Origin of the sequence: Mycobacterium sp. shizuoka-1, from assembly GCF_002723835.1 — a bacterium.
Taxonomy (GTDB): Bacteria; Actinomycetota; Actinomycetes; order Mycobacteriales; family Mycobacteriaceae; genus Mycobacterium.
In genome coordinates this window covers 109,637-123,844 of record NZ_BEWG01000031.1, presented here as the reverse complement: position 1 = coordinate 123,844, position 14,208 = coordinate 109,637, and the positions used below count along the sequence as shown (strand labels likewise).

The window sequence follows — 14,208 nt, the reverse complement described above, 5'->3', positions numbered from 1 at the left end:
ACCGAAGCTGCGTGCGCGGGTCTTGGGGTGCGGGATCTTGAGCCCGCTGCCACCGGCGTCGGACGCCTGGCGACAACTGCTCAAGGTTACGTGACCAGCACCGGGAGGGTCAAACCGCCACTCTAGGACGTCGGTGGTCCGGCCGGACGTGCCGCCGACCGGCGCCGGTGCCGACCGGCAGGCGCCACCGGCGCCGCGGTCACGACCGGCTGGTCGAGGTGATATCCGTCGGATTCGGCGTCGTCCTCGTCGTCGTCCTCGTCGTCGTCTTCGTCTTCCTCGTCGTCGTCATCCTCGTCGTCTTCGTCGACGTCGAGGGTGTCCTCGTCGAGATCTTCGTCGTCTTCGTCGAGGTCGACGTCGATCTCATCGTCGTCCGAATCGTCCGACTCCTCGTCCGAGTCGTCCTCGTCCAGGTCGTCGGCCTCGTCGGTTTCGTCCAGATCCTCGTCGTCGACCTGGTCGCCGGTATCGGTGTCGGCGATGTCGGCCTCGTCGGTCTCCTCGATCGACTCCCGCTCGAGTTCGTCGGCCAGCTCTTCCTCGGCCTCGTCGTCCTCGTGTTTGCCGTTGGCGGCGGCCATCGCCTTGAACATCGGATGCTCGCCGGTGTGCGCGGGCACCTTCGCCACAGGCGCCGCTTCTTCGACGCGGCCGCGTTTGCCCCGCTTGCCGCGCCGCCCACCGCCGGCGCCGCCCGATTCGGTCTTGCGTCCGGCGGCTTGCGTGGTGTCCACAGGGTCGGCGTGCAGCACGATGCCGCGCCCGTTGCAGTGCGTGCAGGTGGTCGAGAAAGCCTCCACCAGCCCGGTGCCCAGCCGCTTGCGGGTGAGCTGCACCAAGCCCAGCGACGTCACCTCTGACACCTGATGACGGGTGCGGTCGCGACCGAGCGCCTCGGTCAGCCGCCGCAACACCAGGTCGCGGTTGGACTCCAGCACCATGTCGATGAAGTCGATCACCACGATGCCGCCGATATCGCGCAGCCGCAGCTGCCGCACGATCTCCTCGGCAGCCTCGAGGTTGTTCTTGGTGACCGTCTGCTCGAGGTTGCCGCCCGCACCGGTGAACTTTCCGGTGTTGACGTCGACGACGGTCATCGCCTCGGTGCGGTCGATCACCAGCGTGCCGCCCGAGGGCAGCCACACCTTGCGGTCCAGCGCCTTGGCCAGCTGCTCGTCGATCCGATGCACGGCGAACACGTCCGGACCGTCGGGGCCACCCGGCGGGTCGTACTTGGTCAGCTTCGAAACCAGATCGGGCGCAACCGAACTGACGTAGTCGTGGATGGTCTCCCAGGCGTTGTCGCCGGAGACGATCAACCCGGAGAAGTCCTCGTTGAAGAGGTCGCGGATCACCTTGACCAACACATCGGGCTCTTCGTAGAGCGCGACGGCGGCACCGGCCTTGTTGCCCTTGACCCGCTCGGCTTCCTCGGCGATCTTGTTCCAGCGCTCCTGCAGCCGGGTGACGTCACCGCGGATGTCGTCTTCCTTGACGCCTTCCGACGCCGTCCGGATGATCACCCCGGCGTCGTCGGGCACCACGTCGCGCAGGATCTCCTTGAGCCGCTGACGTTCGGTGTCGGGCAGCTTGCGGCTGATACCGGTCGACGAGGCTCCCGGCACATAGACCAGGTAGCGGCCGGCCAGCGACACCTGGGTGGTCAGACGCGCACCCTTGTGGCCGACGGGATCCTTGCTGACCTGGACCACGACGTAGTCACCGGGCTTGAGGGCCTGCTCAATCTTGCGCTGGGCACCGCCGAGACCGGCAGCCTCCCAGTTCACCTCGCCGGCGTAGAGCACACCGTTGCGGCCGCGGCCGATGTCGACGAAGGCCGCCTCCATCGACGGCAGCACGTTCTGCACGATTCCGAGATAGATGTTGCCGACCAGCGAGGCCGAGGCGGCCGAGGTGACGAAGTGCTCGACGACGACCCCGTCCTCCATGACGGCGATCTGCGTGTAGCGCGCCCCCTCGTGCGGCGGCTCGGTGCGGATCTTGTCCCGCACCACCATGACTCGTTCGACGGCTTCGCGACGGGCCAGGAATTCGGCTTCGGACAGGATCGGCGGACGCCGGCGGCCGGCGTCGCGGCCGTCGCGGCGGCGCTGACGCTTGGCTTCCAGCCGGGTCGAGCCGCTGATGCCTTGGATCTCGTTGGAGTCCCGGTCTTTCTCTTTGCGTGGAGCGCGCTCGTGCACGACGGTGTTCGGCGGGTCGTCTGCCGAGCCCCCCTCGGCGTCCTCGCCACCGCCGCCGGACTTGCGGCGTCGACGCCGACGCCGACGCCGGGTCGCGGCCTCACCGGTGCCGGACTCCTCGTCGCCGTCCTCGTCGTCGCCCTCGGACTCCTCGCCGGTTTCGCCCGCCTCGGCGGTTTCCTCGGCACCTTCCGGGCGCTCGCCGTCCTCGCCGTCGGGGCCGCCCTGCTCGCCGCGACCGCGACCGCGGCCGCGGCGACCGCGGCGGCGGCGCCGGTTGGCGGGCCGTTCGGTCTGGTCGCCGTCGGCGGCCGACTCGTCGTCTTCGTCCTCGTCGTCGTCCTCGTCGTCGTCAGTGGTGTCGGCGCGGGTGACGCGTCGCTCCACCTCGACCGGCTGAGGCGCGACGAACAGCGGCATGTACGCCGACTGCTCGATGGTCTCGATCGTCGTGGTCTCCAGGATCAGCCGCGACTCGGGCTCCTCGGACGCCTCGACGGCGTCGGTCGCCTCGTCGACGTCGGGCGCCTCAGCGGCGTCGAGCACCTCGGGCGCGGCCAGCTCGACCGCCGGGGTCTCGTCGGTACTGGGCTCCGCACTGGCAGCCAGGACATCGCGGACCCGCACCGCGTCGGTGCGATCCACGCTGGAGTGCGGGCTGCGGGTGCGGCCGTCGAGCTCGCTGAGAGCGTCCAGGACGCGCCGGCTGGTGGTGCCGAGCACCCGTGCCAGCGAGTGCACCCTCAGGCGGTCAGGCAGGTCTTCACCTGCGGCTGCCGCCGGGGGTTCCAGCTGCAGCTGGGGCTCAACTTCGGGTAGATCCTGATAGAGGTCATCGTCGGCCACGTATTCTCCTCAAGCCCCCGGGCGCGTCACATCGACGCGGCCACGCGAGGGCTTCCGCTATGTGCCCGGGTTAGTTCCCCCGGGCTTGTTTTGGTCTCGCTCCGAACTGTCCGCTGGGAACTCATTCGGTGCCTGGCTGAATGACGGCTGTGACGGTCGGCGCCTCACCAACGCGGTGGTCGCGCACGTCGTAAGTCTTCATCCGAATGCGCTTTATGGGCACATCCGCGACTAGTATCCCACACCGCAGACCCGATTCGGACGAAGTGGCGCGGGAAGCGGCGTCAGAGCCCGGGAAACCAGAGGCCGATCTCGCGTTCGGCCGACTCCGGGGAGTCCGAGCCGTGCACGAGGTTGAACTGTGTCTCCAGGCCGAAATCGCCGCGGATGGTGCCCGGCGTGGCCTTCTCCACCGGATCGGTGCCGCCGGCGAGCTGCCGAAACGCCGCGATGGCGCGCGGGCCCTCCAGGATCGCCGCCACCACCGGGGCCGAGGTGATGAACTCCAGCAGCGAGTCGAAGAACGGCTTGCCGTCGTGCTCGGCGTAGTGCGCGCGGGCCAACTCGTCGCTGACCTGCTTGAGCTCCAGGGCGGCGATGGTCAGGCCTTTACGTTCGATCCGGCTGATGATCTCGCCGACCACGCCGCGCTGGACGCCGTCGGGCTTGATCAGAACCAGGGTGCGCTCCGTCATTTCGCGCCGCTCCTCCTCATCGCTTCGCTCTGCATCGTCACCGGCGCAGGCACGGCGCACAGCGTACCTGTCAGCCGGGTGGTTGCTGCTGGCCGGGCAACAGGCCACGACGCTGCCTGCGCAGCACTTCGGCGCGCAGGTAGGCGATCACGCCCCACACCACCACGAACAGCAGCCCGACGACCCCGACGGCCGGGTACACCGCGAAGCCCGCGACCAGGATGGCCTGCACCCCCAGATTGACCCAGATGGCCCACGGCCGGCCCTGGATGCCGGCCAGCAGCACCAAGAACACCGCGAAACCGACCAGATACGCCGTCGACCACGCGGTGAGTCCCCCGCCGACCATGCTGACCACCGGCAGCGCCAACAGCACCACGATCGCCTCGAGGATCAGGGTGCCGGCCATCACGCCGCGGAAACTCTTCCACGGGTCCGGCGGAACCGTCGGACCGCCGACGTCGGGGTCGGGGTCGTCACTCATTGCGGGTCCTTCCCGAACAGGGTGCGGGCCGCCCCCGCGGTCACCACCGAACCGGTGATGACGATCCCGGCCCCGGTGAACCCGTCGGATTCGGCGGAGTCCTCGACCAGCGCGGTGGCGGTTTCGATGGCGTCGGGCAGCGTGTCGGCGCGCAGCACCCGGTCCGGTCCGAAGATCTCTTCGGCGCGCGCCGCGAGGACGTCGACCTCCATGGCACGAGGCGAACCGTTGTGCGTCACCACCACCTGGTCGAATGCCGGTTCCAACGCGGTGAGGATGCCGGTGACGTCCTTGTCGCCCATCACCGACAGCACCCCCACGAGGTACCGGAAGTCGAACTCCTCCGCCAGGGCGACGGCCAGCGCGGCCGCGCCCGCGGGGTTGTGGGCGGCGTCGATGAACACCGTCGGCGCGCTGCGCATCCGCTCGAGTCGTCCCGGACTGGCCGCCGCGGCGAAGCCGGCCCGCACGATGTCGACGTCGAGCTGCCGGTCGGCTCCGGCGCCGAAGAATGCCTCCACCGCGGCCAGCGCGACGACCGCGTTGTGGGCCTGATGCTCGCCGTGCAGCGGCAAGAAGATGTCGGAGTACACCCCGCCGAGGCCTTGCAGGGTCAGCAGCTGTCCTCCGACAGCGACCTGGCGGCCGAGGACGGCGAATTCGGAATCTTCTCGCGCCACCGCCGCGTCGGATCGAACAGCTTGGGCCAGAAGCACTTCCATCGCCTCGGGGGCTTGGCGTGCGATGACCGCAACGGTGTCGGTCTGGACCAGGTCGCCGCGCGGCGCGGAGATGATGCCGGCCTTCTCGGCGGCGATCTCGGCGATGGTGTCGCCGAGATACTCGGCGTGGTCGATGCCGATCGGGGTGATCACCGCGACCGGCGCATCGACGACGTTGGTGGCGTCCCAGCGCCCGCCCATCCCGACTTCGACGACGGCGATGTCGACGGGCGCGTCGGCGAACGCGGCGAACGCCATCGCGGTGAGCACCTCGAACTTGCTCATCGCCGGGCCGGGCGGCCCCAGCTCTCCGGCTTGGGATTGAGCGTCGACCAACTGAACGAACGGTTCGATCTCGCGGTAGACCTCGACGTAGCGGGCCGGGGTGAGCGGCTGATTGTCGATGGCGATGCGTTCGACGGCGGATTGCAGGTGCGGGCTGGTGGTGCGCCCGGTGCGGCGGCTGAATGCGGTCAGCAGCGCGTCGACCATCCGCGCCACCGACGTCTTGCCGTTGGTGCCCGCGATGTGGATGCACGGATAACTGCGCTGCGGAGAGCCCAGCATCTCCATCAGCGCGGCGATCCGCGCCGTACTGGGCTCCAGCTTGGTTTCCGGCCAGCGTTGATCGAGCAGATGCTCCACCTGCAGCAACGCGGCGATCTCGTCGGGCGTGGGCGGTTCCAGGGTCATGCCAGTCCCCCCGACCATTGAGTGAGCGTCCAGGACGAGATTTCGGCGACTCTTGCTACCTCAGTGCTCACTCGAGCCCAGCTCGGCACCGTCATGCCAGCGCAGCCAGTCGCGCGGTGATCCGCTCGACTTCCTCGCGGGCCAGCTGCTGGCGGCCGCGGATCTTGGCGACGACATCGTCGGGCGCCTTGGCCAGGAATGCGTCGTTGTCGAGTTTGGCTGTGGTGCCTGCCAATTCCTTGTTCGCCGCGGCCAAGTCCTTCTCCAGGCGACGACGTTCGGCGGCGACGTCGACGGTGCCCGAGGTATCCACCTCCACGTTGACGGTGCCGCCGGAGAGCCGCACCTCGATGTGCGCGCTCGGACTGAAATCCGCACCGGCACTGGTCAGCCACGCCAGCGCGGTCACCGGAGCAACCTGACCGGCCAGGCCCGCCTGATCCAGACCCGACAGCCGGGCAGGCACCTTCTGCCGGTCGGCCAGGCCTTGATCGCTGCGGAACCGGCGGATCTCGGTCACCAGCTTCTGCACATCGCTGATGCGCCCCGCAGCAACAGGGTCGAGGGTGATCCCCGACGCGGTGGGCCACTCGGCGACGACCAGCGACTCCTGACCCGTGAGCGCCTTCCACAACGTCTCGGTGACGAACGGCATCACCGGATGCAACACCTTGAGCAAGGTGTCCAGTACCGCGGCCAGCACCGCAGTGGTGTGCGAAACCCCCTCGGCCAGCTGCACTTTGGCCAGCTCCAGGTACCAGTCGCAGAATTCGTCCCAGGCGAAGTGGTACAGCGACTCGCAGGCCCGGCTGAACTCGTAACCGTCGAGCGCGGAATCCACCTCGGCGCGAACCTCTTCCAAGCGGCCCAGGATCCAGCGGTCGGCATCGGTGAGCTCGGCATGATCGGGCAGCGGTGCGGGCGCTGCGCCGTTCATCAGCGCGAACCTGGTGGCGTTGAACAGCTTGGTCGCGAAGTTGCGGGAGGCACGCGCGTGGTCTTCACCGATCGACAGGTCGCCGCCCGGGCTCGCGCCGCGGGCGAGGGTGAACCGCAGCGCGTCGGCACCGAACAGTTCCACCCAGTCCAGCGGATCGATGCCGTTGCCGCGGGACTTGCTCATCTTGCGGCCGTGCTCGTCGCGGATCAGGCCGTGCAGGAAGACGTTCTCGAACGGCACCTGCGGCCCGCGGGCGCCATCCAGGGTGATCGTCTCGTCACCCGAGACGAACGTGCCGAACATCACCATGCGCGCCACCCAGAAGAACAGGATGTCGTAGCCGGTCACCAGAACGCTTGTCGGATAGAACTTCTCCAGCTCGGGCGTGCGGTCAGGCCAGCCCATGGTGGAGAACGGCCACAACGCCGACGAGAACCAGGTGTCGAGCACGTCGGGGTCCTGCTCCCAGCCTTCCGGCGGGGTGTCGTCGGGTCCGACGCAGACCTTCTGGCCGTCCGGGCCATGCCAGATCGGGATGCGATGACCCCACCACAGCTGGCGCGAGATGCACCAGTCGTGCATGTCGTCGACCCACGCGAACCACCGCGGCTCCAGGCTCTTCGGGTGGATCACGATGTCGCCGCCCCGCACCGCGTCACCTGCGGCCTTCGCCATCGACTCCACTTTGACCCACCACTGCAAGCTCAGCCGAGGCTCGATCGGCTCGCCACTGCGCTCGGAGTGTCCGACGCTGTGCAGGTAGGGACGCTTCTCGGCGACGATGCGCCCCTCGGCGGCCAGCGCCTCGCGCACCTTGACGCGGGCCTCGAACCGGTCGAGTCCATCGAATTGCGTTCCGGTGTCGGCGATTCGACCCTTGGTATCCATGATCGTCGGCATCGCCAGGTTGTGCCTCAGGCCGATCTCGAAGTCGTTGGGGTCGTGAGCCGGCGTGACTTTGACCGCACCGGTGCCGAATTCCGGGTCGACGTGCGTGTCGGCGACGATCACGATCTCCCGGTCCAGGAACGGGTGCGGCAGGGAGGTGCCGACCAGATGCCGGTAGCGGTCGTCGTCGGGGTGCACGGCGATCGCGGTGTCACCGAGCATGGTCTCGATGCGGGTGGTGGCCACCACCAGATGGGGTTGCGAGTCGTCGAGAGACCCGTACCGGAACGACACCAGTTCGCCCTCGATGTCCTCGTACTTGACTTCGAGGTCGCTGATCGCGGTTTCGAGGACCGGCGACCAGTTCACCAGCCGCTCGGCCTGGTAGATCAGCCCGGCGTCGTAGAGCCGCTTGAAGATCGTGCGCACCGCGCGGGACAGGCCCTCGTCCATGGTGAAGCGGTCCCGGCTCCAGTCCACGCCGTCGCCGAGGCGGCGCATCTGACCGCCGATCGTGCCGCCGGATTCCCGCTTCCAGTCCCACACCTTCTGGACGAACAGCTCGCGGCCGAAGTCCTCCTTGGTCTTGCCGTCGGCAGCGAGCTGCTTTTCGACGACACTCTGGGTGGCGATGCCGGCGTGATCCATCCCCGGCAACCACAGCACCTCGTAGCCCTGCATCCGCTTACGCCGGGTCAGCGCGTCCATCAGGGTGTGGTCGAGCGCATGTCCCATGTGCAGGCTGCCCGTGACGTTCGGGGGCGGCAGCACGATCGAATACGCGGGCTTACCGCTCGCGGCGTCGGCCGTGAAGTAGCCGGCGTCGACCCAGCCCTGATAGATCTGCGTCTCTACCGCCCCCGGGTCCCACGACTTGGGCAGGGCGTCGGCGCGAGAGTCGTCAGTGGTGGTCACCCGACAAGTCTAGGAACGCGCACGGCCGGCCCGACGGGCGACCTGCGCGCCGCCTGGGCGCGCTACTTCTTCCCACCCAGCAGGCCGCCCAGGATGTCGCCGATCGCCCCGCCTTGTTTCCCGCCGAGCACATTGCCCAGGATGCTGCCCAGCGGGTTCTCGCTGCCGCCGGACCCGCCCCCGGCGCTGCCGAGGATGCTGCCGAGCACATCGCCGAGTCCACCGCCGGAGCCACCACCCGCAGCGGAGCCCGACGCCGCCTGCTTGCCCAGGTAGGCCAGCACGATCGGGATCAGGATCGGCAGCAACTTCTTGATCAGGTCGCCGCCACCGGCGCCGGAACCGGCCAGCGCCGAGGCCACCTGGTTGGTGTCGTTGCCGCCGAAGATCCGTGCGACGAACTGCTCACCCGCACCCGTGTCGACCTGGTCGACGTTCACGCCACCGTCGAGCAGGCCGCTGCCGGCCTCGGCGGCGATGTCCGATTCCAGCGTGCTGGAGTCGATGTCGGCGGAGGCGACGTTGTGCTGGATGCTGCCGACCAGGGTGGGCACCAAGGTCTGAATCGCCTGGTTGACCTCCCCTTCGGGGGCGCCCAACCTGCTGGCGATGTCCGCCACGGGAATCTGGCTGTAAAGCTCGTCGAGACCGGCCATGGTGACGTCCACCTTCTTTGCTGGATGTGCAACTTCCAGCCGAAGACTAGCCGTCGAGTCGAACGGTCTGCAGGGAAATCTCCGCAGCGGGAAACCGGTCGAGCAGCGCGTCGCCCATCGCGGCCGCAGGGGTGAGCACACCGCGCAGATCGGACAACTTGTCGCGGTCGAGCGCCAGCGCCAGACCGCACTCGCCGAGCATCACCGAGGTGGCTTTGTAGCCGGGATCGCCCTGCTGGGCGATGGTGGCCAGGTAGCGCGCACCGGTCGTGGTGGTCGTGTAGGTCTCGGCGCGGTAGTAGCCGCGGTCGCGGGTCTGCTCGCTGGGTCCGGTGCCCGGTTTGGGCGCGATGCGTTCGACCAGCCGTCGCGGCAGCACCCGGAAGAACCGGCTGCCCAGCGCGACGAAACCATTGTTCGCCGCGGTCGCCACCGCCGACACCACCGGGGCGGCGGCCGACGAGCCGACACTCATGTTCTCCGCGTAGCGGAACCGGCGGCCGTAGGCGTAGTTGAGCAGCGCGTTGCTACGCCGGACGATCCGGGTGTTGTACATCGCCATCGCGAAACCCGTGGTCCAGACTCCGGCCAGCTCGGGTGCGATATTGCTGCCGCGCCGCCACGGCAGGTCCGGTTGCGGGCCGAGTTCCGGTTCGACGGCCCGGTCCTGCGTCAGCGTGTAGGGATCCTCCAGCATCCGCCGGGTGTTGGGGTCATTGGAGGAGGCTCGGAACACCTCGATCATGGAGGCGACCGTGCCGCCCGACACCCCACCGGCGAATCCGCGCAACACGAAGTCGGTGTCACCGAGTTCGCCCGCACCGTCGTGCTGGGCGCGCCGGTAGAGCGCGAACACGCTCATATCCGAAGGGATGGAATCGAATCCGCAGGCATGCACGATGCGCGCCCCGGTGTCGACGGCCTGCTTGTGATAGTCGTCGATGCTCTGCCGAACGAACATCGCCTCCCCGGTGAGGTCGGCGTAGTCGGTGCCGGCCGCCGCGCACGCGGCCACCAGTGGCAGCCCGTATCGGCTGTAGGGCCCGACCGTGGTGATGACGACGCGGGTCCGCGCCGCCATGTCGGCCAGCGACGACGGGGACGCGGCATCCGCGGTCAGGATCGGCCAGGACTGCGCAGCCTCGCCGAGCGATTCGCGCACCGCCAGCAGCTTGTCCGGGGAACGGCCGGCCAGCGCCACCCGGGCACCACCGCCGGCCCGGGCCAGGTACTCGGCGGTGAGCTTGCCGACGAATCCAGTGGCCCCGTATACGACGATGTCGAATTCCCGCTGCGCTGCCGTCATGAGCGCCAACATACCGGGGGTGATTCAGCCCAGGGTCTCGGGGAACTGCGCCGGTTCGCCCAGCACGTGCTCGGCGAGGAACGCCGTGACCACCTGGTACCAGATCTTGGCGTGCTGTGGCGCCAGCACCCAGTGATTCTCGGACGGGAAGTACAGGAATCGGTGTGCCGACGTGCCGTCGTCGGCGGCGGGCAGGCCTGAGGAGGTCAGCAGCTCGTACCACAGCCGCAGTGCCTCGCCGATCGGCACGCGGTAGTCCTTGTCGCCGTGGATCACCAGCATCGGAGTCGTGATGTGCTCGACGAAGCGGTGCGGCGAATTGGCTTGTGCCATAGCCGGTGTCATCTCGCGCGCCCAGTAGTAGGCGCCGTCGGTGGTCGGCCCGAACTGGTCGAGCGCCCACAGGCTGGCGTGGGTGACGATCGCCGCGAAGCGGTCGGTGTGGCCGGCCACCCAGTTGGCCATGTAGCCGCCGAACGAGCCGCCCATCGCCGCGGTTCGCGTTTCGTCGATGCGCGGGTCGTCGACCGCCGCGTCGACCGCGGACATCAGGTCGTCGTACGGCGGGCCGCCCCAGGCGCCCCACCCTCGTTGGATGAAGTCCTGTCCGTAGCCGGTGGACAGCGCCGGATCGGGCAGCAGAACGGCGTAACCGCGCGCGGCCATCAGCCACGGATTCCAGCGCCACGACCACACGTTCCAGCTGCCCAAGGGTCCGCCGTGGATCCACAGCAGCAGCGGCGCAGGCCGGTCCGTTTGCGGCAGCACGAGCCAAGACCGCACCGTTGTCCCGTCGGCAGCGGTCGCGACGAGGTCGGTGAGTTCGCCTGGCAGCGTCGGCAATTCCACGCAGGGCAAGACCGTCACCTCGGCGGACGGGTCGATGCGCACCGGGTGGGGCGGCGCGGCATACGAGCTGCGCAGCGCGAAGATGACGCCGCCCGGCGCGCCGACGACGTCGCTGTAGCTGAAGTCGTCGGCGGTCACCGGTCGGACGTCGCCGTCGAGACCGACCTCGAAGATCGGCCGGCGACCGTGGTCGTCGGCGGTGACCAGCAGTGCGGAGCCGTCGTGGGTCCAGGTCACCGAAGCTGGCCAGCGGTCCCACGAGGCCGCCAGCTGCGCCCACTTCCCCGAATCCAAGCTGAGGTGGCACAGCGTGATTCGCGGCGCCTGCTGTGGTGTCGAGACGGACTCCCTGGTGAACGCGATGCTCGTGCCGTCCGGCGAGATGGCCGGATGTTCCAGATCGGCGGCCGGGTCCTCGGCGATCACGCGGCGCTCGCCGGTGCTCAGGTCGATCCGCACCAGCACCGACCGCAGCGCCGCGCGCGGAGCAGGTACCCGCCAGGTGGCGACGGCGAAGGTGCCGTCCGGGCTGACCGCGAAGTCGGCATCGCCCAGCCCCGCCCCGGGATGACTGGTGACGTCGGTGAGGTCACCGCCGGCGCCGACCCGGAACAGATGGGTCTGACCGGGACCCAGATCCTTGTCCCAGTGCCGCACCGGGTAGCAGGTGTGCAGGATGGCACTGATCTTGTTGTCCTTGCGGACTTTTCGCAGTCGCTGTTCCTCGTCGACGGTGCCGGCCGAGGGTAGCAGCGGTGCGCCGATCACCACCGCGGCGGCGGCGCGGGCGGTCCGCACGGCGGTGATCCCGGCAGGCAGCTCGGCGACCTTGGCGGCCTCGCCGCCGGCGGCGGGCAGTGACCACAGCGCGGCCGGCGGCGTGTCGTCGTCCTCTGCGGCGCGGACCGCGGTGAACAACAGGTCCCCGTCGGCGGTGAACACGGGTGCGGCCTCGCCCTTGGCGCCGCGGGTCAACCGGCGGGCGGGGGCGACGCCGGCCGGGTCCAGTTCCCAGACCGCGGTGACGTATTCGGTCTTGCCGGCGTTGAGGTCGGCGATGGTGGTGACGATGCGCGCGCCGTCCGCCGAGACGGCCAGCCCGGATACCCGCGGCAGGGCAAGGTAGTCGTCGAGCTCGTGGAATGGGCCTGAGGTCATGAGCTCACGTTACGGTCGTCCCATGGCGGAGATCGCAGTCGTCGGGGCAGGCATCGCCGGGCTGGCCACCGCCGCGGCGCTGATTCAGCGCGGTCACCGCGTCAGCGTGATCGAGGAACGCACCGACACCAGCTCGGGTGCGGGCATCAGCATCTGGCCCAACGCACTGGCGGCGCTCGACCATCTCGGTCTGGGTGACCAGGTGCGCGCCGCGGGCGGGCGGATCACCGCGGGCGCGATCCGCTGGAGGGACGGCCGGTGGCTGCGCCGGCCTGCCGGCGAGCGGATCGTAACCGCACTGGGCGAGCCACTGGTGGTGCTCCAGCGCGCGGCACTGCGTGACATCCTGGCCGGCGCATTGCCGGCGGGCACCCTGCTCGACGGGACAGCGGTCCGCGGGCTGAGCTCGACGCCCACCGGCGTGCGACTGCACCTGGCGGACGCGTCGTCCCGCGATGTCGAGGCGGTCGTCGGCGCCGACGGCACCCGGTCGGTGGTGGCCCGTCATCTCAACGGCCCGCTGGCCCACCGCTACGCGGGATACACGGCGTGGCGGGGGGTCGCGTCGTTCTCCCTCGACCCGGATTTGGCCGGGGAGACCATGGGAGCGGGGGCCGAGGTCGGCCACGTCCCGATGGGCACCGACCGGACCTACTGGTTCGCCACCGAGCGTGCCGCCGAGGGGGCCTGCGCGCCGCAGGAGGAGCTCGGGTATCTGCGGGCGACGTTCGGGTCGTGGGCTGCCCCGATTCCGGCGATTCTCGCCGCGACCGAGCCCGCCGAGGTGCTGCGCAACGACCTCTATGACCGCGACCCTGCCCGGCACTGGGCGTCGGGTCCGGTGGTGTTGGTCGGCGACGCCGCCCATCCGATGCGCCCGCACCTGGGCCAGGGCGGCTGTCAGGCCCTCGAGGACGCGGCCGTGCTGGGGGCGTTCGTCGACCTGAGTGCCGATCTGCCGACGGCGTTCGCCGCGTTCGCCGCGTTCCGGCGCCGGCGGGTGCGCGGCATCGTCGCCGAATCGCGACTGATCGGCCGGGCGGTAAATCTGCGCCGGGCGACGCTCAGCGCGCTGGCCAGCCGAGCCACGGTGCTGCTACCGGAATCGCTGGTGACCCGCCATCTGGCGTCGATCGCGGCCCGCTCGGCCTTTCGGCTCCCGACACGCGACGACGCCCAGCCGGCCTGAGCCGACTGGGCGTCGTCACGGTGTCTTGGCGGTCTTAGCGCAGGCCCAGCGCGTTGGCGATGGCGCGGCCCGGATCGTGGAAGGCCTGGCACATCTTGTTGAAGTCGATCGACTTGAACGGCCCGCTCAGCACGTTGGCGCAGGCTCCCGGGGCGGCGGCCGGAGCGCCGGCGGAAACCGGGGTGGCGAAGGCCGGGGTGCCGGCCGCCTGGCCGCAGGACGGCCACGCGCCCATGCCCTGCTTGCGGGCGACGTTCTCGGCGACCCGGATCTGTTCCTCGCGGGTGGCCTGGTGCGGGGCGCCGACGCCGCCGTTGGCGGTCCAGGTCGCCTGCTTGAACTGCAGACCACCCGAGAACCCGTTGCCGGTGTTGGCGGCCCAGTTGCCGCCGGACTCGCACTGCGCGACCGCGTCCCAGTTGACGCCGCTGTCCGCGCTGGCATTCCCGATGCTCAGAACGAATCCGGCCAGGGCCAGCGCTCCGGAGATGACTGCCAGGGTGACGATCCTGCGCAAAGTGCTCATTGGTGTTTCCCTTCCCGACAAAGGGGGCACTGGTGTGCCGCTGTGAGATGAATCGCAGCTCGTGATGCACCTGTTACAGGCGTGTCGATTGGTTTCTCTGAGAAATTTGATAAGGAAGTTGGCCGACATATAAG

The 14,208-nt window shown here is 69.3% G+C and carries 10 protein-coding genes; 1 reads left to right on the top strand and 9 read right to left on the bottom strand.

Annotated elements, in window-relative coordinates:
• Positions 1-122 precede the first annotated feature (122 nt).
• From MSZK_RS11055 to MSZK_RS11020, 8 genes are all read right to left on the bottom strand, one after another.
• Positions 123-3,053 (bottom strand): Rne/Rng family ribonuclease, encoded by a 2,931-nt coding sequence (locus MSZK_RS11055; protein WP_099247675.1) that lies wholly within the window; start codon positions 3,051-3,053, stop codon positions 123-125.
• Between the two features lie 284 nt (positions 3,054-3,337).
• Positions 3,338-3,748 carry a nucleoside-diphosphate kinase gene (gene ndk / locus MSZK_RS11050; RefSeq protein ID WP_099247673.1) on the bottom strand — a complete coding sequence of 137 codons (411 nt, stop codon included), beginning with the start codon at positions 3,746-3,748 and terminating at the stop codon, positions 3,338-3,340.
• Between the two features lie 70 nt (positions 3,749-3,818).
• Complete coding sequence (locus tag MSZK_RS11045; RefSeq protein WP_099247671.1) at positions 3,819-4,232, bottom strand: DUF4233 domain-containing protein; 414 nt, start codon at positions 4,230-4,232, stop codon at positions 3,819-3,821.
• Positions 4,229-5,665 (bottom strand): folylpolyglutamate synthase/dihydrofolate synthase family protein, encoded by a 1,437-nt coding sequence (locus tag MSZK_RS11040; protein ID WP_199203287.1) that lies wholly within the window; start codon positions 5,663-5,665, stop codon positions 4,229-4,231. The genes MSZK_RS11045 and MSZK_RS11040 overlap by 4 nt, the downstream gene beginning before the upstream one ends.
• A gap of 73 nt (positions 5,666-5,738) precedes the next feature.
• Positions 5,739-8,390 (bottom strand): valine--tRNA ligase, encoded by a 2,652-nt coding sequence (locus MSZK_RS11035; protein WP_099247667.1) that lies wholly within the window; start codon positions 8,388-8,390, stop codon positions 5,739-5,741.
• 62 nt (positions 8,391-8,452) lie between these two features.
• On the bottom strand, positions 8,453-9,046 hold the full coding sequence (locus MSZK_RS11030) for a DUF937 domain-containing protein (RefSeq protein WP_099247749.1): 594 nt from the start codon (positions 9,044-9,046) through the stop codon (positions 8,453-8,455).
• 46 nt (positions 9,047-9,092) lie between these two features.
• On the bottom strand, positions 9,093-10,352 hold the full coding sequence (locus tag MSZK_RS11025) for a trans-acting enoyl reductase family protein (RefSeq protein ID WP_099247747.1): 1,260 nt from the start codon (positions 10,350-10,352) through the stop codon (positions 9,093-9,095).
• Between the two features lie 24 nt (positions 10,353-10,376).
• Positions 10,377-12,359, bottom strand: coding sequence for a S9 family peptidase (locus MSZK_RS11020; protein WP_099247665.1), 1,983 nt, complete (start codon positions 12,357-12,359; stop codon positions 10,377-10,379).
• A 22-nt stretch (positions 12,360-12,381) separates the two neighbouring features.
• Between MSZK_RS11020 and MSZK_RS11015 the strand changes: the two genes are divergently transcribed.
• Positions 12,382-13,548 carry an FAD-dependent oxidoreductase gene (locus MSZK_RS11015; protein ID WP_099247663.1) on the top strand — a complete coding sequence of 389 codons (1,167 nt, stop codon included), beginning with the start codon at positions 12,382-12,384 and terminating at the stop codon, positions 13,546-13,548.
• Between the two features lie 34 nt (positions 13,549-13,582).
• Here MSZK_RS11015 and MSZK_RS11010 read toward each other — a convergent pair whose 3' ends face one another.
• Positions 13,583-14,074, bottom strand: coding sequence for a transglycosylase family protein (locus MSZK_RS11010; protein WP_099247661.1), 492 nt, complete (start codon positions 14,072-14,074; stop codon positions 13,583-13,585).
• Positions 14,075-14,208: the final 134 nt, after the last annotated feature.